The organism is Spiroplasma endosymbiont of Andrena trimmerana, assembly GCF_964019575.1.
Lineage (GTDB): Bacteria > Bacillota_I > Bacilli_A > Mycoplasmatales > VBWQ01 > Spiroplasma_E.
In genome coordinates this window covers 1,531,640-1,552,833 of record NZ_OZ026455.1, presented here as the reverse complement: position 1 = coordinate 1,552,833, position 21,194 = coordinate 1,531,640, and the positions used below count along the sequence as shown (strand labels likewise).

General features: G+C 24.1%; 17 protein-coding genes and 1 pseudogene. 6 read left to right on the top strand and 12 right to left on the bottom strand.

Annotated features, from left to right (window positions below; all coding sequences use genetic code 4):
* Positions 1–116: 116 nt before the first annotated feature.
* Entirely contained in the window at positions 117–1,391 is a 1,275-nt protein-coding gene (locus AACL03_RS09190) for a hypothetical protein (protein ID WP_339040109.1), read from the top strand.
* Between the two features lie 53 nt (positions 1,392–1,444).
* Here the strand turns inward: AACL03_RS09190 and AACL03_RS09185 are convergent, their stop codons facing one another.
* The 9 genes from AACL03_RS09185 to AACL03_RS09145 all read right to left on the bottom strand — a co-directional run bounded on the left by AACL03_RS09185 (position 1,445) and on the right by AACL03_RS09145 (position 10,568).
* Positions 1,445–1,927, bottom strand: a complete 483-nt coding sequence (locus AACL03_RS09185) for a hypothetical protein (protein WP_338956777.1) — start codon at positions 1,925–1,927, stop codon at positions 1,445–1,447.
* Positions 1,928–2,120: 193 nt separating this feature from the next.
* A complete protein-coding gene (locus AACL03_RS09180; RefSeq protein WP_338987409.1) occupies positions 2,121–3,083 on the bottom strand; it encodes an alpha/beta hydrolase in 963 nt (320 codons plus the stop codon).
* A 76-nt stretch (positions 3,084–3,159) separates the two neighbouring features.
* Positions 3,160–3,669: a PTS sugar transporter subunit IIA gene (locus tag AACL03_RS09175; protein WP_174481513.1), complete on the bottom strand. Its 510-nt coding sequence runs from the start codon at positions 3,667–3,669 to the stop codon at positions 3,160–3,162.
* An 84-nt stretch (positions 3,670–3,753) separates the two neighbouring features.
* Positions 3,754–5,478: a phosphoenolpyruvate--protein phosphotransferase gene (gene ptsP / locus AACL03_RS09170; RefSeq protein ID WP_422397988.1), complete on the bottom strand. Its 1,725-nt coding sequence runs from the start codon at positions 5,476–5,478 to the stop codon at positions 3,754–3,756.
* A gap of 203 nt (positions 5,479–5,681) precedes the next feature.
* Positions 5,682–6,305: a hypothetical protein gene (locus AACL03_RS09165; RefSeq protein ID WP_339040107.1), complete on the bottom strand. Its 624-nt coding sequence runs from the start codon at positions 6,303–6,305 to the stop codon at positions 5,682–5,684.
* Positions 6,292–6,699: a hypothetical protein gene (locus AACL03_RS09160; protein WP_339040106.1), complete on the bottom strand. Its 408-nt coding sequence runs from the start codon at positions 6,697–6,699 to the stop codon at positions 6,292–6,294. The genes AACL03_RS09165 and AACL03_RS09160 overlap by 14 nt, the downstream gene beginning before the upstream one ends.
* 101 nt (positions 6,700–6,800) lie before the next feature.
* Positions 6,801–7,064 carry a hypothetical protein gene (locus AACL03_RS09155; protein WP_339040105.1) on the bottom strand — a complete coding sequence of 88 codons (264 nt, stop codon included), beginning with the start codon at positions 7,062–7,064 and terminating at the stop codon, positions 6,801–6,803.
* A gap of 263 nt (positions 7,065–7,327) precedes the next feature.
* Positions 7,328–8,278 carry an IS30 family transposase gene (locus AACL03_RS09150; RefSeq protein ID WP_339038813.1) on the bottom strand — a complete coding sequence of 317 codons (951 nt, stop codon included), beginning with the start codon at positions 8,276–8,278 and terminating at the stop codon, positions 7,328–7,330.
* Between the two features lie 907 nt (positions 8,279–9,185).
* The gene (locus AACL03_RS09145; protein ID WP_252320787.1) at positions 9,186–10,568 is read right to left on the bottom strand and encodes an MFS transporter; all 1,383 of its coding nucleotides are present in this window, start codon (positions 10,566–10,568) and stop codon (positions 9,186–9,188) included.
* Between the two features lie 524 nt (positions 10,569–11,092).
* Here AACL03_RS09145 and trxA point away from each other — a divergent pair.
* Both trxA and AACL03_RS09135 read left to right on the top strand, forming a co-directional pair.
* Positions 11,093–11,434 carry a thioredoxin gene (trxA, locus tag AACL03_RS09140; RefSeq protein ID WP_199188855.1) on the top strand — a complete coding sequence of 114 codons (342 nt, stop codon included), beginning with the start codon at positions 11,093–11,095 and terminating at the stop codon, positions 11,432–11,434.
* Positions 11,435–11,444: 10 nt separating this feature from the next.
* Complete coding sequence (locus tag AACL03_RS09135; protein WP_339040104.1) at positions 11,445–12,269, top strand: HAD family hydrolase; 825 nt, start codon at positions 11,445–11,447, stop codon at positions 12,267–12,269.
* 135 nt (positions 12,270–12,404) lie between these two features.
* On the opposite strand, the gene AACL03_RS09130 is transcribed toward AACL03_RS09135, so the two are convergent.
* A complete protein-coding gene (locus tag AACL03_RS09130) occupies positions 12,405–13,706 on the bottom strand; it encodes a hypothetical protein (protein WP_339040103.1) in 1,302 nt (433 codons plus the stop codon).
* A gap of 124 nt (positions 13,707–13,830) precedes the next feature.
* Positions 13,831–14,781: an IS30 family transposase gene (locus AACL03_RS09125; protein ID WP_339038665.1), complete on the bottom strand. Its 951-nt coding sequence runs from the start codon at positions 14,779–14,781 to the stop codon at positions 13,831–13,833.
* 276 nt (positions 14,782–15,057) lie between these two features.
* Between AACL03_RS09125 and glpO the strand changes: the two genes are divergently transcribed.
* From glpO to glpK, 3 genes and pseudogenes are all read left to right on the top strand, one after another.
* Positions 15,058–16,170: a type 2 glycerol-3-phosphate oxidase gene (glpO, locus tag AACL03_RS09120; RefSeq protein WP_339040102.1), complete on the top strand. Its 1,113-nt coding sequence runs from the start codon at positions 15,058–15,060 to the stop codon at positions 16,168–16,170.
* Between the two features lie 18 nt (positions 16,171–16,188).
* A pseudogene (locus AACL03_RS09115) lies at positions 16,189–16,962 on the top strand (MIP/aquaporin family protein).
* 25 nt (positions 16,963–16,987) lie between these two features.
* Complete coding sequence (gene glpK / locus AACL03_RS09110; protein ID WP_338956730.1) at positions 16,988–18,556, top strand: glycerol kinase GlpK; 1,569 nt, start codon at positions 16,988–16,990, stop codon at positions 18,554–18,556.
* A gap of 443 nt (positions 18,557–18,999) precedes the next feature.
* Here the strand turns inward: glpK and AACL03_RS09105 are convergent, their stop codons facing one another.
* The gene (locus AACL03_RS09105) at positions 19,000–20,895 is read right to left on the bottom strand and encodes a hypothetical protein (protein WP_339040101.1); all 1,896 of its coding nucleotides are present in this window, start codon (positions 20,893–20,895) and stop codon (positions 19,000–19,002) included.
* Positions 20,896–21,194 lie beyond the last annotated feature (299 nt).

The following is a 21,194-nucleotide window of genomic DNA, read 5'->3' as shown; positions in this document are numbered from 1 at the left end:
TTTCACTAAAAGTACTATAATATAAATAACGATAGTTTAATATCGTTATAATTTTAATGATGATATAAACTTTATATCTTTATTAAAATTATATATTAACTTTAAAGGTATAAAATATGAGAAAAACAATAAATATTTTAACAGTTGGTATTTTTTCACTAGCAACAAGTACCACTATTTTAACTAGTGTGAATCACTTTAATACTAGCAAAAATGATTTACAAAAAGCAAACGCCACAGCTAATCAAACATCATTATTTAATAATCAATATCAATATTTAAATAATAGTGACTGAATTACTAACCAATCAACAACCGATCATAAATTTTATAGTTATGATACTTCAGCATTAAAAAGTTATACTTTTACCAATGCTAGAAACGTCTTCTTAGTAGATACAACTGGAAATCTAGTTTATAATACCAAAGTTACTATTCCTAATAAAGATAAATCAGATATTGAAAATACAAAACAAGAAATGATTACCAAGAAGAAAGTAACATCACTTAAAAGCAATCCTAATTATTCTGATGCTTACAATTTTAGCGAATATCAACAAAATAATTTTATTGGTGACAATAATTGAACATATTTACAATTTGGTGGTCTTGAACAAAATATTGATATTTCTAACATTGCTGGTGCTTCTAAAATTGAAAATAATAACAATCTTAGTGAGAACTTAGGATTATATTACATTGCTGATGCTGCTATTAATAATAAAATTTCTTTAGCAATAGCTTATAATATCAGCCAACAATTCATTAATAAAAGCAGTTTAAACAAACTAATTAGTAACCAATTAACAAATAATATTATTAACTTAATTGTTGAAAATACTAATATCTTTAACTTTATTAAAAATTCACCTCTTTTCCTAAATATAAAAGATTACTCATTAAATTTTATTTTTGATAATGATAATAACTTAGTAGCAATTTACTATACAAAATGAAATGTCCAAAATATAAATCAAAATATTAACTATCATTATAAAGAAGACTTTAGCAATATTAATAAAAATGATTGATTAAAAAATAGTGATCAACAAATCGTTTTAAATTGAACTAAATATGCAAAAAATTGAGAACAATTTTCACAACTTTATCCTAAATTTAATTTTAATAATTCTAAACTATCAATTAATAATATGGGTACATATAAAGAAAATAATAATCTTACTGGTGATACTAATAATATTACTACTAATAAAAATATTAAATATGAACTACAAAATCCTTATAATGTTGTAGCAATTTCTGATCTTATTATTCAACTTCCAATTATTGATCTTTATGTATACCATGATGATAATAATATTTATTATCAATGAAATGCACGTGTTACTTCATCACCAAATTTAATTGCTGGTTGTAGTTTAGCAATTTAAAAAATAATTAAAATTAATATATAAAAAATAGTGCCTTAATTAAGGCACTATTTTTACAATGAATGTTGTCTTACAGTACTTTGATTAGATGCTGATGATTGGTTTTCTGCCATTTGATTAGAATTATTAATTAAATATTCTTCGTGAATTTCTAAACACTCAACTTTAAGCTTTTCAATTCTTTTTAAAAATTCAGGATTATTAGATGTTTGATATTTTCTAGCATTACGTCAATTATGCTCTTTACCTGTGACATCTATTTTTTCTTTTACTTCATTAAGTTCTGACATAATTGACATTAATTGTTTAATATTAGGATTTGTTTTTGACTTCTCCTCGTTTAATTGTTGTTTAATATATTGTACTAGTCCAGCTGTTTGCATATAGGCAGGAGTACCTACAGAATCTGAAATATCACCTAATATTTCTTTTTTAGTTTTATCAATTCTTCTTTCTACTTCAATTTTATTTTCAATTTCTTCTAATAAACCTTCAATTCTATTCATTAATTCTTTTTGATCTGCAATAATATTCATAATTTTTATCTTCCTTTTCACATATAATTTTAATTTAATAAAACCTAGTATAGTTAAATTACTATACTAGGTATGAACAATTATTAAATTATAAATACTATTATAACTATAAAGTAAAAATTACTCAATCAACTATTATTTACTATTTTTAAATTTTCTAATTATTTTTTTGATCTAATAACATAAATAATCATTATATATGTTCTTTTTCTATTCAAGTTAAAACATCTTCTAAAATAATATTAATATTGGGTTCATTTAAAATCGCATGATTACCTTCTTCATAAAAACTATAAGTTATCCCCTGTCTTCAACGTTTATTATTTTTTTCAATTTTATCAAAATCGGCAAATATATCTTTTGCAGATTGAACAATCAAAACCGGACATTTAGCATTATTAAGATTTTTTGGTACTTGTTTACTTAATTTTTGTGCTTGTAAAGAAAATAATAATGTAAATTTCATATTAGTCATTGCTCTAATTTTCCCTTTTTTAATATAATTAGAGTTAATAGAAATTGTTTCCATATCAAAAGTAATAGGTAATGGATGATGTTTATAAAATAGAAATCCTCAAATTGCATGACAAACTAATGAAGGTTTTATTTTAAATATTTGTTTCTTAGTAACAAAATTAGTTAAAATTGCACCATCAATCATTTTTGGTAATCTTTTAATTGCTAATGCTGTTAATGCTGAACCTAATGATTCACCCATTAATAAAATTTTTTTATTAGGATAACGTTCATTCAAAACCGTTATAATATCTTTAATATCATTAATAGTTGTTCCTAAAGTATGATATTTTCATTTTTCATTTTCTCCTCAACCTCGTTGATCAAAACTTAAAAATGAAATACCATGTTTAGTAAAAAACTTAGCAGCTGTTTTAAAGTCTGTTAAAGAGGCACCCATACCATGAATACCAATAATAATATATTTACTATTATCAACAAATTTAAATTCAGTATGTAAAAAATAGTTATCCCTAGTAATGATTCCCTCATTACTTCATTGTGGAAAATGACGATTCAGTTCTCAGTGATAATCAATATGGAAAATTTGATAAATTCTATATAAAATATAAAGTATTATTAACATAGCTAAAACTACAATAAGTACTGCTCATCAATAATGTTGCCAAAAATTATCCATAATAAATGATACCCTCCAATAATATATAAATACTTACTAATATTTTATCAAATTAATTTTGTTTTAATAAAAATATTTATTTCTTAGTGACTTCAGCAATTAATTGACCAACCGTTACTTGTTCATCATCTTTTACTACTTGCTTTACAACATAACCTTCCATTGTTTCATTAGTGAAAACAATTGGTGTTGTTACTTTTTTACCTTTATTCTTAACTTCTTGTAAATTAGCAACTACCATTACTTCTGATTTTTTAATTGGTTTACCTTGTTCAACTTTAATATCAAAGCCCTTACCAGCTAATTCAACAGTATCAATACCAATATGAACTAAACATTCAATACCTGTATTTACATCTTTAATACCATAAGCATGTCCTGTATTAAATACTGTTGCTAATTTTCCATCAAATGGTGATACAAATTCAACTCCATCTTTATCTTTATATTCAGGAATAATAGCAAAACCAGTCCCTAACATTTCCTGAGCAAATACTGGATCTTCAACTTTACTAAGGTTAATAACTTTACCAGTAACTGGCGCATAAATTAATAAAGGTAATTGTTTTTTTTTCTTGAAAAACATATGTCGATTCTCCTCAAAATTATGTAAATTAGATGTTTATAATTTTAACATTAAATAATGTAACTTTAAAAATAAATAATATTTTTATTTTTTTGATAAAAATTTTTCTACTAATGATTTAACTTCTTCATTGGTTTCACATTGTAATGCTTTTGATGCTAATATTTCTGTATCCTTTTTATTTAAAGTACTAATAATTTTTCTAGTTTCTAAAACACTAGATGCAGACATTGAAAATTCATCTAGCCCTAGACCAACTAGTAGTGGAACAGCAATTTTATCACCAGCCATTTCACCACACATGGCAACAGGACGATTATATTTATGCCCACCATCAATTGTCATCTTAATCAAACGTAAAATTGATGGATGATATGGTTGATATAAATAAGACACTTTTTCTGACATACGATCAGCGGCTAAACTATATTGAATTAAATCATTAGTTCCAATTGAAAAGAAATCTGCATATTTAGCAAATATTTCGGCATTAACTGCTGCTGCTGGAATTTCAATCATCATTCCAACTTGAATATCATCACTAACTTTAACTTTTTCTTTAATTAATTCTTTTTTGCAAGTTTCATATAATGCTTTAGCTGCTTTAAATTCTTCAACAGTGGCAATCATTGGAAACATAATAGCTAATTTACCAAAAGCTGAAGCACGAATTAAAGCACGTAATTGAGTTTTAAAAATATCTTTACGATCTAAACACAAACGAATGGCACGATAACCAAGGAAAGGATTCATTTCTTTTGATAAATCTAAATATGATAATTCTTTATCACCACCAATATCTAAAGTTCTAATAACAACTTTATGTTTAGTAGCAGACAATACTTTTTTATATTCTTCAAATTGAATATCTTCACTTGGAAAATCACTACTTTCCATATAAAGAAATTCACTTCTAAAAAGTCCTACTCCTTGTGCATCATATTCAATTGCTTTAATCATATCTTTGGGTGAACCAATATTTGCTTCTAACTTTACTTCATGATTATCACTGGTTTTAGTTAATTTACCTTTAAATACTAATAATTCTTTTTGTTCTTCAATTCATGCGCTTTGTTTAGCAACTCATTTATTTTTTTCACTACTATTTAAATCAATTTCAATTTCACCAGTATTACCATCTAATACACAAAATTGATTATTTTTTACTTTTGTAGTAACATTTTTTAACCCAAGAACTGCTGGAATACCAAGACTACGAGCCATAATTGCTGCATGAGAAGTTCTACCACCAATATCACATAAAAATCCTTTAACAAATTTAGGATTCAATTGACTTGTTTCTGAAGGTGTTAGATCATGACTAACAATAATTGTTTCTTCTTTAATTGCACTTAAATCAATAGTTTTAATATTTAAAATTTTACGTAAAATTCGATCACGAACATCAATAACATCAGCAGCACGTTCACGAAAATAATCATCATCCATTGCTTGCACTGTTGCAATTGCTTTATTAGCAGTACTTTCTAAAGCATTAGCAGCATTATATTTTTCTTCTTTAATTAACTTTTCAGTATCTTCAATTAATACTGGATCAGTTGTTACTAAAAAATGAGCTTCAAAAACAGCGGCTTTTTCTTCACCTAAAGTTTTTGTTGTATTTTGGATGAGTTGTTTAATTTCATCACCTGCTATTTTTAAGGCATCATGTAACTTTTTAACTTCTCCTTCTATTTCTTTTTCATTAATTTTTTTAGGATTAGTTTTGATAGTTTCATGTTTTAAGATTAATGCTTTGGCTAGAGCAATGCCATTACTAGCACCAATACCTTTCATTTTTAACATTATATATATTTCACTCCTTATAAAATATGTTTATTAATAGTCTACTAAATTATAATAAAAAAAATGAAATATTGTATAAAATATTTATTATAATTTAAACTTTTTGTAAATAAAAATGATTTTAATATTTTTAAATATTTTCATATATGTTAATTCCTACTTTTAATGAAATTAAAAGTAGGAATCTTTTCACTATATTAATATAATTAGATAGTTACGCATTGGATAAGAGAACGATCATGATTACGATTATTATTAGGAATAAGATATTCTCTATCTGAGTTATTTATATCTTGCACATCATTTTCATCTCATTCATTAATATTATTAATATGACCATTTATTCTTCTAGTAAGAAAATCTCTTCCATCACTAGCAGCATTCCCATTTGCTTGATTTATTATATTTGGTAATTCAGATAATACTTCATCAATAATCTTTTGTTGCTCTTCTTGCTTATATATTAATTTAAAAGCTGGTTTCATTTTATTTGTTAAATTATATAAATCAGAACTAGTTACACCAAGTGCTGATAATACCATTCCTAATTTTGGAAATGTTTCTTTAAATTGAATTCAAGCTTTTTTTCAATCACCTTTATTTTGTGTAACATCTGCTGCATAAGTTTTAATAGCATTAGTAATAGCGCTAATAAAAAGAAAACTAACGATAAAGACTCCTAATTGACTTAATTTATTTTGATTTTTAACTCAATTTTTAAATGATTGTAGCAATGTATGATCATTATTTTGAGGGCAAAAATAATTTTTTACTGGTTCAAAAATTGTATTTAATGAATTTTTAATAAAACATTCATTAACAAATTTCATTACTGTAGCACGAACAATAGTTGAAATAATATTTATTAATTGATACTATATCTTCTTTATAAGATTCTCATGTTAATGTTTCAGCAGTATAAGCAGAAGAAGCAGTAATAACTAAATGATTTATTAATAATGTTGTCAAAAAAAAGTTAGTATTGGATAAACTATTTTTTATAATTTCTTTAATAGAATAGTCTTCATTTTTTAAATCAGTTTTTGATAATTCACTTAATTCATTTAAAAGTTCTTTTAAAAAATCATTACTGATTTCTGCACTAATTAAAGAATTAAATTTTTCAAAAGTAAATTCATCATTAAAATCAATATTTTTTAATTCATCTTTAATATGATTTATTACATCATGTTTTTTGATAATTGTTGATAAATTAGTACACAACTTATCTAAGTTCGAATTAATTTTATTTAATTTTTCATATTCTTTAAGTTCTAAATGTTTTTCTAATTTTTTAATAATAATTTCAAGTGGTAAATATTCATCTAATTCTTTTTTTGTGTTAATTGATTTGAAGGTAATAAATCAATAATACTTTTTAATCCAAATGGATAGTAAGATAAAAAATAAGATGTAAGTGTATCAACACCAGCCATAGCATAATTTTCAGGAATTTTTAATGATTCTCACATTCCTTTGCCTAATATTTCTAATTGTTCTATAAAAGTTTTACCTATTATAGACTTTTCTGATACTACAGCTATTGAAAAATATCTTTGTGCTACTCTAATTGAAATACCTGTTAACAATACAATTGGAGAAGATAAATATTCAATAGTTTTTCAACAACAATTATTTGAACTTATTTCACTTTCTTTTTTAATAAATTTTGGTAAATTTTCATAAATTTCTCCTAAATCATTAAAATATATTCTTACCTTATTTTTATATTTTTGTTCATCACTATTTCAATATTGATTAATGTAATTGGTATAATAACGAATTCTTAAATTAATATTTGCAAGTTCTGCAATAATTTTTTTAGTTTGCTAAATTGTAAAGGTAAGTGCAACTAAATTATTTTTCTATCCAAATATTCGATTGGTGAAAGATAATTTAGTATTTTTCTCGGTTTTTGATTTAAAGACAATATAAATTTATGAACTTCATTTTTATTAGTTTTTGAAAAAATAAATTTTTTAGGAAATTTTTCTCTAATTAAACCATTAGTATTTTCATTAGTACCTCTTTGTCAAGGTGAATATGGATTGGCAAAATAAATTTTTACATCTAAATTTTTTTCAAGTTGTTGTCAATTTGAAAATTCTTTGCCACGATCAAAAGTAATAGTTTTAACAATGTTTTTAGGAAGAATTGATAAATAATAACTGACATTTTTATTAATAACTTTAGTAGTTCTGTTTTTAACTAATATTGCTAAAGTAAATCGTGATACTCTTTCAACTAAAGTTATTAAACATGATTTGCTTTTACCTCGTGATGATACTATAGTATCTCCTTCTCAATGACCAAGTGTTATACGATCATTAACATTTATATCTCGTTCTTTAATTGATTTACCATTAAACTTGCCACGATTTTCTTTAGATTTTCGTTTTTTACCTTTTCTTCTTAAATTTTTACTAGTAACTTTATCAAGCATTCCAAAATAAATTCAAGTATAAATTGTTTTAAAACTAATAACTCATTCTTTATGAAAATTTTTAATTCTGCCATAAATTTGTTCAGGTGATCAACCTAATAGTAATTTTTGTTGTACATATTTTACTAAATTCTTATTTTTAAACTTATGAAAACTAATATGTGATTGTTTTCGATTTTCAGCTTTATTTTGTGCAATTAATGAAAAATAATGATTATTATCTTTATTTCTATTAATTTCTCGAATAATAGTACTAATACTTCGATTAAGATTTTTAGCTATTTCAATAATTTTAAATTTAAATTTCAATTGATTCTCAATATAAATCCTTTCATCTATGCCAAGATGTTTATAACTCATATAAAAACTCCTTACTTTTTTCTAAACTAAATTTAGCATTATGAAATTTTTATATGAGAATTTTTTGCAATTTTATTTACTTGCACTTACAAGTATAATTCAGCGTTTTAGTAATAACTATTTCATTATTATTTTCTATTCCTACCACTAAAGATTCCATATTTTGATTTCTTATACTGGCACTATTACCATTTATTGGACACATTTGTCTTTGCTTCTTTCCTTTTTAAACTTATATTAATAACACGTTTTCTCTATTATGTATAATTAAAATTTTATTGCATAAAGATTGAGAAAAGTTTCCAAAGATTTTTTAAACATATTTTAAAATTAACACAATATTTTCATTTTCTTTTTAAAGAAATATAGGTTTTATTTTGAAATTTTAATATTTATGTTAAATGTTCTATTTATATGTTTCTATATTAATTCAATTCGCTTATATTTCTTGATTTTATTCCAATATCTCTTTTTAATAGAACTATTTAAATTAAAACTAAAAGTTCATAATATATATTTTTTATATATAAGAAATTATTGTTTTACTTACAAAGAATAATTGAATCAACTAAATTTCATTTTTTCTATCAATATGTAAAAGAAAAATCCCATAAATAATATATTGTAATTTCATTAAATAAAAAATAAGAATATATAACTAGATTTATTTAAAAATAACAATATATTTTTCCTTTTTATAAGACATTACAAAAAAACATAAAAAAACTACTTAGTAAAAATAAAAAATAATACTAGTAGGCTAATAACCAATAATTTTGTGTGTCTTAAATTTATTATAACACCGTAACTTTGAAAATTAATAAAATTTTATTAATTTTATTATTAAAATATCATTTTAAATAAAAAAAATTAGCACCCTTATTATGGTGCTAATCTAATAATATTTTTATAATATTTTATTATCTTGATTTTTTGTTCATAGTAAAGCTAATGAAATAATAGCAGCAGCAATACAACCATAAAAGTAATAAAATACATAATCTCAGTTTTCATTACCAATACCAGCAATTACTACTTTTGAAAAAAGAGCATCACCAAGAAAATAACCAGATAATCCTGTAAATCCTGAAGCAGTAGCAGCTGCTTTCTTATTTGTTAGTTCAATAGCAGTAGCACCAATCATCGCTTGTGGCATATAAATACCAAAACCAGCAATCATTAAAGCAGTAATAAGCATAGGCATATTACCACGAGGAGCAACTTGCAATAAAACTAGTCCACAAAGTGCAATTAATAATCCAAATATCATTAATGGTGCTTTACGATTATTAAAAAATCACTTAGCAAAATATGCTGCAGAAATACCACCAAATAAACCAGATAATTCAAAACAGGCAGCAAATCATTTACTGTGTTTTAAATCTAAGCCATGAATATCTTTCATTAAAATTAATGTTCATCCTGCCAGTCCTTGTCGTACAACATATACTCAAATATTAGCAAATGCTAATATTCATAAAAATTTATTTTTTAAAATATATTTTACAAAAATTTCTTTTCAATTAAGTTCTACTCTTTCTTCTTTATGTTCTAGAACACCTTTTCATTTTTCAACAGTAGGTAACCCTTCTGCTTCGGGGCGATCACGCAATCCTCATAAACATAATGGAATCATAGCTAAAGCAAAAATACTAGGAATTCAAAAATATAAACCATAAATTGTTCCACCCGGATCAAGTAATGTTACTAAAGAAATAACAACAACCGGTAATAAAGCAGCACCAATATTTTGTCCTGAGTTTCAAATTCCAATACGTCCCGAACGTTCTTTATCAGTAAATCAATGAGAAAATAGTCTAGCTGTAGCTGGTCAGCCCATGCCTTGGAAAACAGCTAACATCGCAATCAAACTCAACATCATTACAAATGGGCCAACACTAATTTTAGTTCCAGCAAAAGCAACTACACCACCCATAATAATATTTAAAATAGAAGAAACAAATAATCCAAAAATCATGATTACTCTTCCTGAACTACGGTCAGCAACATTTCCAACAATAAATTTAGCACCACCATAAACAACGGCAAAAATTGTTCCCATTAAAGCATACTCCATTTTAGTTATGCTACCATTGCTTTCTAAAGCAGAACCCGCTACTGTATACGCTTGACGAGTAAAGTAGTAAAGAATATATGATAAAATGCTAAAACCAAAAACTTGATTACGTAAAATAATAAATTTTTTATTAACTTGCTTTAAGTCTTCACTAAAAATTTCTTTTTTTGCAGGTGGCTTAAAAACACATGCAAGTCTATTAAAAACAGACATTTTTTTTACTCTCCTTCTAAAAGGATGCATAAATTATAGTAACCCAAATAACCTGCTCTTAAAAACTTAATATAAACATACTTTAACACATAGGTTTTTACAATTTTTGTTTTTGTGGAAAAATAAATAATATTAAAAATTAAAAAATAACTCTCTACCAAACTATTTTTTTGAAATACCATAAATAAATATTAACTCTACACCTTTTAAAATTCATTTACATTTATTTATTAAACAGTTTTGTAAAATGTACTAATAATTTATTTTTCCCCTTCTCAAATTGTTTAGTCCTAACCTATATATTTCAGATTATAACAGATATATTCTAAAATTGAAAAGATATTTCTTTAATTTTAAAAAAAATAATTTACAATTTTCTTATGAATTTATTCTAAAAAAATTATAAATTTTTATATAGTAATAACTAAAATTAAAAAAATTATTTTATCGTTTAATGTTTTAAAAATTAAAACTAATGATAGAATTAAACCATAAAATAAATTAAAAGAAAAGGTAGTGAACACATGCATAATGAAAGCAAAATACAACATATTAATTCTATAAAAGAAGTTGAGCAACTTTTACAATCAAAAAAAATAACAGTAATTGATTTTTCAGCAGAATGATGTGGTCCTTGTAAAATGTTAGGGCCAAGATTTGAAAATGTTGCTAATGACGAAAAACACAAAAATATTAATTTTATTAAAGTTGATGTTGACAAAGCTAAAGAACTAGCAAAAGATTATGAAATCCAATCAATTCCAACATTAATTTATTTTAATAAAGAAGGAAAAGAAGTTAAAAAAACTTTTGGTTTAGTTTCTGAAAAAGATATGACTAATATTATCGAAGAAATAGGAAAATAAGGTATTTATAATGGCTATTAAATTAATTGTTCTTGATCTAGATGGAACTTTATTGAAAAGTAGATGAAAAATTCATCCTAAAAATCTAATTGCAATTCAAAAAGCATATCAAAAAAATATTAAAGTTATTATTGCAACAGGAAGAGCACCAAGTTCAACCATTGATATTGCAAAATCATGTTTAATGCATGAAAAAACCGGTCATATTATTTGTTATAATGGTGGTAACATCCTTGATATTACTAATGATAATAGATTAGATATATTGTATGAAAAATCATTAACAAAAGAACAAATACAAACAATAGTTAAATTTGCTAATAAAAATAATTTAGCAATGTGAGGATATAGTACCGATAATAAAACAGGCTTAATTAATCGCAGATCACTAAAAGTTAAAATTATGGAAAATTTTAATAACCTACCAACTAAACAAATTGATGAGAATACCGATGAGGGTATGTATAAAATTTTATTATTTTGTAAAAAGAAAAAACAAGTTAATACAATTTTAGAACAATTAAATACTATAAAAGATTTAGAACTTGCTACTTCTTCTCATAGTGTTATCGAAATTAATCCAATTGGTGTTAATAAAGCTGCTGCTGTACAATTTTTATGCAAAAAATGAAATATTACTCCTGACCAAGTACTAGCTTGTGGTGATGGTATGAATGATTATAAATTAATAAAATGGGCTAAATATGGTATTGCAATGCAAAATGCTCATCCTAATTTAAAAGAAATAGCATATGATGTTACTAGTAAAAATACTTGTGGTGGTGTTGCAAAAGCTATCGATAAATATGTATTTCCTAAATCAGAGTTTGAATAAATAATAGTTTAATTTTCTAATATAGTTTATTATCAAATATAACTTTAAAAATGCTGGTAATTGTCCAGCATTTTTAATTCAATATCTTTTATACTTAAATAAATATTTTTCAAATTTGCATTCTTTTAATATAAACTAACTATTCATTGAATTATTAAAAGTAGCTTTATCTAATACTATAGAAAAAATAAGACTATCATTATAAAAAAATGAATCTTCACCAATTCAAAATTTAATGTAAATACCAGAAGAATCATGTCAAATAAAAACAGATGAATTAATATATGCATGTCACATAAAACCACTTACAGAAAAATTATTTTGAATTTTAGCAGAATTATCAATCGCTTCTGTTATATCTTTTGTGCTAATTTTAATATTATGTTTTTGAGTACTTTGACTTGAATCACTAGCAGAAATAAAAGAATTATTATCAAAGCTGATACTAGGAAATAAAGTAGTAAAATCATCCCAAGATTTAGCATAGTCAGTTCAATTTGAAAATATATTTTTTTGCTCACTATTATAAACATTTGTAGAATCTGTTCCATTATAATTAGTAGTATAATTAAAATTTACATTTTGTGTAATATTATCATTTTTAAATTTATTATAATAAATTTCAATTAAATTATTATTATCAAAAATATAGTTTAATGAATAGTTCTTGTCACTAATATTAAATGGAAGATTATAAATAAAATTATAAATATCTTTATTATCAACAATTAAATCAACAATTTTAGTAGCTAATTCATTATTAATTTTTGCTTTTAAACTACTTTGACTAATAAAATAATTAGACAACTTCTCAGCAATTGTTCTATCAATTTTATTAGATAATGTTGCTTTAGCAATATAATATAGACCCAATGTTTCACTTAAATTATCACTATGCTCAACTTTATGACCACCTGTTTGTTGTGAAATATCAATGTGTTTTTCAATTCCACCTTGCTGAATTAACTTTCAATCTTGATTATCACCACTAAAGTAAGAAGTACTATATTCACTTTTACTATATGGATTATATGTATCTTTAATAGTAGTTACTTTTTTAGTATTATTCATTTCTTGTTTTGTATTTTCAATATCTGATTTATCTTTATCAGGAACAATTACTTTGGTATTATAAACTAGATTACCTGTTGTATCTACTAAAAAAGTATTTTGAGCATTGGCAAAAGTATAACTTTTTAATGCTGAAGTATCATAACTGTAAAATTTATAATCGGTTATTGATTGGTTAGTAATTCAATCACTAGTACCTAAAATATTTCATTGATTATTAAATAATGAATTTGTAGAATTCTTTATTGATGATTTATTTGTTAAGCTACTGTTATTAACAATATTATCATTAATACTATTAATAACAGTATTACTTGTTAAAGTTAATGTTGTTAATGTACTTAAAGTAATTAATAATTGTTTCATTCATATACCTACCTTTTAAATAATACAATTTTAATAATTAGATATCTTTTTATATATACTCATTAAAATTATAACGATATTGAATTTATATCGTTATTTAGCTAAATTGTAAAGGTAAGTGCAACTAAATTATTTTTCTATCCAAATATTCGATTGGTGAAAGATAATTTAGTATTTTTCTCGGTTTTTGATTTAAAGACAATATAAATTTATGAACTTCATTTTTATTAGTTTTTGAAAAAATAAATTTTTTAGGAAATTTTTCTCTAATTAAACCATTAGTATTTTCATTAGTACCTCTTTGTCAAGGTGAATATGGATTGGCAAAATAAATTTTTACATCTAAATTTTTTTCAAGTTGTTGTCAATTTGAAAATTCTTTGCCACGATCAAAAGTAATAGTTTTAACAATGTTTTTAGGAAGAATTGATAAATAATAACTGACATTTTTATTAATAACTTTAGTAGTTCTGTTTTTAACTAATATTGCTAAAGTAAATCGTGATACTCTTTCAACTAAAGTTATTAAACATGATTTGCTTTTACCTCGTGATGATACTATAGTATCTCCTTCTCAATGACCAAGTGTTATACGATCATTAACATTTATATCTCGTTCTTTAATTGATTTACCATTAAACTTGCCACGATTTTCTTTAGATTTTCGTTTTTTACCTTTTCTTCTTAAATTTTTACTAGTAACTTTATCAAGCATTCCAAAATAAATTCAAGTATAAATTGTTTTAAAACTAATAACTCATTCTTTATGAAAATTTTTAATTCTGCCATAAATTTGTTCAGGTGATCAACCTAATAGTAATTTTTGTTGTACATATTTTACTAAATTCTTATTTTTAAACTTATGAAAACTAATATGTGATTGTTTTCGATTTTCAGCTTTATTTTGTGCAATTAATGAAAAATAATGATTATTATCTTTATTTCTATTAATTTCTCGAATAATAGTACTAATACTTCGATTAAGATTTTTAGCTATTTCACTAATTTTAAATTTAAATTTCAATTGATTCTCAATATAAATTCTTTCATCTATGCCAAGATGTTTATAACTCATATAAAAACTCCTTACTTTTTTCTAAACTAAATTTAGCATTATGAAATTTTTATATGAGAATTTTTTGCAATTTTATTTACTTGCACTTACAAGTATAACTCAGCTTTATAATATAACACAAATTTTTCTTATTTTTTTTAATAAAATCTCATTTAAAAATGTTTAAAAATTAATCTAATATTTTGAATTAAGTTAATAATAAAAAAATATATTATAATTAAACTATACACAGATAGAACTTTTGTTCTTAATGATGTTTAGAGAGAGGTGAAAGTAATGGAATTTGATTTTGATGTGATTACTATTGGTGCTGGTGTTATTGGTGCTGCTATTAGTGATGAATTATCAAAAAGAAACTTAAAAGTAGTTATTTTAGAAAAAAATTTAAGAATTGCCCAAGAAACATCAGAAGGAAATTCTGGAGTCATTCATGGTGGATTTGATCCAACACCAGGAAAACTAAATGCTAAATTAAATCTAGAGGGCAGAAAATTATATGAAAATGATTGATTTAAAAATTTAGATTTTCCATGAAAAAAAAATGATTCTTTAATACTTGCTTTTAGCAAAGAAGAAAACTCAGAAATACAAAAATTATATGCACGTGGTATTACTAATGGTCTTGCTAAAAAAGAATTATCAATATTAACAAGAGAAGAAGTAATTTCATTAGAACCTAATGTTAACCCAAAAGTTACTAGTGCACTACTTTGTTCTGCTTCATATGCTGTTGATCCAGTATTATTAACACAATCTTTAATTAATCGCATGATTAAAAATAAAGGACAACTAAAAGTTGATCATCAAGTAATTAATATTGAAACATTAAATTCAGGTTTTCGAGTTACTTGTTTAAATAATCAAAAAAAAGTAACTTTTACTTCAAAATATATTATTAATGCTGCTGGTCATTATGCTGATGATATTGCAAAGTTAATAAATTGTCAAGATTTCACTTTAAAAACTAGAAGAGGACAGTATTGTATTCTTGAAAAAACCGAAAATCATATTATAAATAATCACATTCTATTTATGATACCTACTATTCATGGTAAAGGAGTAATAGTTGCTCCAATGCTTGATGGTCATATCTTGGTGGGTCCTACTTCTCATGAAAATGTACCGAAAAGTGATACTAGATTAATTACAATTGAAGATATTGAACTTATTAATAAAATTGGTCTAAAAATTATTCCAACTTTAAATATTAATAAAACTTGTAAAGTAATTAGTGGTTCACGAGCAATTTGTGTTGAAACTGATGATTTTTTCATAAAATTTGCTAGTAATAATCCTAACTTTATTAATGTTGCTGGTATTAAATCACCAGGTCTAAGTTCAGCACCAGCAATTGCTTTACTAGTAGCAAATATGATAAAAAATATTTAATTTAAGGAGGAAAATATTATGCCAGAAGTCTCACAAGTAATTATTGGTGAACTATTTGGCACATTTATCCTAATTTTACTAGGAAATTGTGTTGTTGCCAACGTTTTATTAAAAAAAACAAAGGGAGAAAATAGCGGTTGGCTTGTTATTTGTACTGGATGAGGATTTGCTGTTGCTATTGCTGCAATGTTAAGTGGAATTTCAGGAGCACATTTAAATCCAGCTGTTACTATTGGATTATGAGTTGCTAATAAAAAAACAGCTTTTATTGGGGAAAACTTCTTTTATATTCCATTTTAGATTTTATTTCAATTTTTAGGTGCAATGTTAGGACAATTAGTTGTTTACTTAGCATATTTTAAACAATATAACATTACTGAAGATAATAATAAAATTTTAGCAACTTTTGCAACAGCTCCAGCCGAACGTAGTTATATTTGAAATACTATAACAGAAATTATTGGAACATTTATGCTAGTTATGATTGTTTGTGCTACTATTGGTATTAAAAATTTAGTTATTAATTCACAAATATTTAATAGTGGTTCTGCGTTTATTACTGGACCTGCGACTGTTGGTATTGGTGTTATGGTTATTGGACTTGCTATTGGTGGACCAACAGGTTTTGCTATTAATCCAGCTCGAGATTTAGGACCACGAATTATTCATGGTATTTTACCAATAGCAAATAAAGGAAGTTCTGATTGAAAATATGCTCCTGTTATGGTTATTGGACCAATTTTAGGAGCAATTATTGCTGGTGGTTTAATTCAAGTAATTGAAATACTTTAATAAAAGTACAGAAAGGATAAATAATATGTCAGAAGAAAAAAAATATATTATGGCATTAGATGAAGGTACATCTAGTTGTCGTACTTTAATTATTGATAAAGAAGGAAAAATTACTGGTATCCATCAAATTGATATACCTCAGCATTATCCCCCTCAATCAGGTTGAGTTGAACATGATGCACTTGGAATTTGAAATAATCAATTAACAACAATGCAACAAGCTTTAAATAAAAGTAATATTAAATCTAATCAAATTGAAGCAATTGGTATTACTAATCAACGTGAAACAACAGTAGTATGAAATCGTGATACAGGTTTACCAATTTATAACGCTATTGTTTGACAAGATCGCAGAACAGCAGATTACTGTGAAGAATTAGCAAAAAAAGGATGAAAAGAAAAAATTCATAAAAAAACCGGCTTACTAATTGATTCTTATTTTTCTGCTACTAAAATAAAATGAATTTTAGATAATGTTAAAAATGCACGTGAATTAGCAAAAAAAGGAAAACTAGCTTTTGGTACTATTGATAGTTGATTAATTTATAAAATGACAAATGGTATTGAAAATAATGTTGAAAAAACTAAACATGTTATTGACATTACAAATGCTTCACGAACAATGTTATTCAACATTAATACTAAAAAATGAGATGAAGAATTACTAGAATTATTTAATATCCCTAAAAATATGTTACCAGAAGTAGTTCCCAGTTCAGGTAAAATTGGAACTACTTATAAAGGAATGTTATTCCAAAATGATGAGCAAGAAATTCCTATTACTGCTGCAATTGGTGATCAACAAGCTGCATTATTTGGTCAATTATGTTTAACACCTGGTGAAATCAAAAATACTTATGGTACTGGTTGTTTTATTTTAATGAACATTGGAAATACTCCTCTTTTTTCAAAACAAGGTTTACTAACGACTATTGCTTATCAAATATCAGGCGAAGAACCAGTTTTTGCTTTAGAAGGTTCAGTTTTTATTGCAGGGGCTGCTGTTCAATTTTTACGTGATCAATTACGAATGTTATATCGTTCCGATGAAAGTCTATGATATTCACAAATTGTTGATCCCAAAGAAGAACAACGTATTTATGTAGTACCTGCTTTTGTTGGTTTGGGTGCCCCTTATTGAGATTCAACAGCACGTGGCGCTATATTTGGTTTAGAACGTGGTACGAAGCGTGAACATATTGTTAAAGGTACCATTGAATCATTAGCTTACCAGTCACAAGATGTTATTCTGGCAATGCAAGCAGATGTTAAATTAAATAAAGATTTAAAAGATTTAAAAATTAAGATTAAAGTTGATGGTGGAGCAAGTAATAATTCATATATTATGCAATTCCAAAGTGACATTAGTCGTACTAATTTAATTAAACCTAAAAATACTGAAACTACAGCAATGGGTACTGCTTACTTAGCAGGACTTGCAATTGGATTTTGAAATATTAATGATATTAAAAAAATAAATAAAATTGAAAAAGAATATAAACCAATTATGACAGAAAAAAAAGCAGAAACTTTTTATAAGGGTTGACAAGAAGCAGTTAAAAGAACACGTGGTTGAACTACTTCTATTAAATAAAAATAACTGAATTGACAGTATAAAATAATTAAGTAAATTTACTTAATTATTTTATTTTGTTTTTTTAGTTGTTAAGAATATAAATCTAATTCATCACTTAAAGTAAATACTACGCCAGCAAACTCTTGTGAAATATCTGAAGAAGAATCATTATTATCAAAGAATAAAACATCAAAATTAACTTGAATATAATATTGTCGTTTTTTGCCATTATCATAATCGTCATATTGATTATTAAATTGAATATTTCCAACTCCATATAAATATAAACTAGAATATCAATCTTTTACTGCTTTTTTAGAAATACGACATTTAATACCTGAATCATTTAAATATTTTTCAATAACAAAGAATAATTTATTAAAATAAGTATTATTTAATTCAGAAAGAATTTTAACATTTTTTATCTTATTAGTATCATTTGAACTAGGTATAGTAGTATATTAAGGTCAATAACCATTATCAGCATTTACTCATAATCCTCAAAATTGTGTATGATAATTAGTTCAATAACTAGCTGCAAATGTTTCAACTATAATTTTACTTGCAAAATGAGGTTCGCTTAATAATATAGGTAATGGTCTAACATTTTGAATCATTGATGCTACTGCTGCATATCGACCTTCAGCACGTCAAATTGCAAGATATTTATTATTTTTTCTATCATTTCAAAATTCTGTGGGTATTGCTTTTCTTAAAATACCAGTTGCTGCTCTTTTTTGTTCTTCGGCATCATATTTATAATTAATTTTAACTATAAAATTTAATTCTTCTTTTACTTTACTATTTTTTGTTGGTTTAATTTTTATTTTTAATTCTTTTCCTTGTACAATATCATTAGTATTTAAATTTTCAAATTCAATTTTGTAATCTTCATTAATAACAGCGCTAGGATAAAGATTTTTTATTTTATTAGCAATCATTTCTCTAATACTATTAGTACTATTAAATTCTTCAATTGTGGTTACCTTTGTAATAGTAAATTCACCAATAACTTCTTCTTTAGAACAAATATTATTGTTATTATTATTATTTATCTTTTCTTCTAAATCTATTTTTTCTTTTTTTATTTGTTCAAGTTCTGATTGAATTTTAATTATTTTTTCTTGAAGTTCTTTTTTTTCAAGTTCTTTTTTATTATTTGCTAAAAGTTCTTTTTCTAAATCTTTTTGTTTTTGTTCTAAATCTTTAATTTCTTTATCAATTTTAGCTGCTTTATCATAATCAGCATCTTTTACAAATTGTTCTTTTTCTTTAATTAAATTATTTTTATTATTTTCTAATTCACTTAACTTATCTTTAATTTCTTGACTATTAGTATTATTATTATTTATTTTTGCTTCTAATTCTTTAATTTGTTTATTCTTTTCTTCAATATTTTTGTTTAATTTTTCAATTTCTTTCATAGATTTATCATTATTATAGTTTAGAAGTTGATCCATTTTTTTATTAATTGTTTCACAACATTGACTATTATCATTTTTTTCATTAGATTGACAATTATCAAGTTTTTCATTTATTTCTTTTAATTGTTCTTGTAAAATTTGACAATTAATTAAATGAATCTTATTTTTTTCTTCTTCTTTTATTAAAATTTCCAATTGTTTTTTAACACTATTGATTTGTTTTTCAATAGCTTCTTTTTCTTCTATATTAGCTTCTAAGTCCTCTAATGACTCTGGATCATTTTTAATATTTTGAATTTCTTTTTCCTTTTCTTTTAATTTCTTTTCAAGTCTTTCTAATTTCTCTTTTAATAATTCAATTTTATGATTAGGCTTTATTTCATTATTATCTTTTTCATTTAATTGTTTTTTTAATTTTTCAATTTCTTTATTAGCTTCTTCTAACTTATTTTTTAGTTCTTGTAATTTTTCATTATCACTACAGTTTTTAATTTCTTCTTTTAATTTAGATACTTCTTTATTAGCTTCTTCTAATTTAATTTCTAATTCTTTTATTTTTTCATTATCATTAGCATTATCAATTTCTTCTTTTAATTTTTCAATTTCTTTATTAGCTTCTTCTAATTTAATTTCTAATTCTTTTATTTTTTCATTATCATTAGCATTATCAATTTCTTCTTTTAATTTTTCAATTTCTTTATTGGCTTCTTCTAACTTAGATTCTACTTCTTCTTTAGCCTTGCTAGCTTCTTCTAACTTAGATTGAACTTCCTCTTTTTCTTTATTAGCTTCTTCTAACTTAGATTCTACTTCTTCTTTAGCCTTACTAGTTTCATCTAATTTAGATTGAACTTCCTCTTTTTCTTGAGTAATCTTTTCTAGTTGCTTTTGTAAATCTTCTACAGAAATATTTTCTTCATCACTAGTATCCATTAATTTTTTTTCCTTCTATATATGTTAAAAATAACATTTTTTATAATCTGATTTTTAATTAAATTTAAAAATAAAAATATCAGAATAGTTCTAATTTATATTAGTGGTTTCCTTGTACCAATATTAAGATTCATCAAAAATATAATTTTTCTAACTTTATTTAATATAAACAATTGTAAATTTAAAAAAGTATAAAATAATATTGAATTATATGGTATTTTGATTAAATCCCAATTTAAATTTATAATTGAAAAAATAAATATACAATAAAAAAAGTACTTTAATTTACTAAAATACTT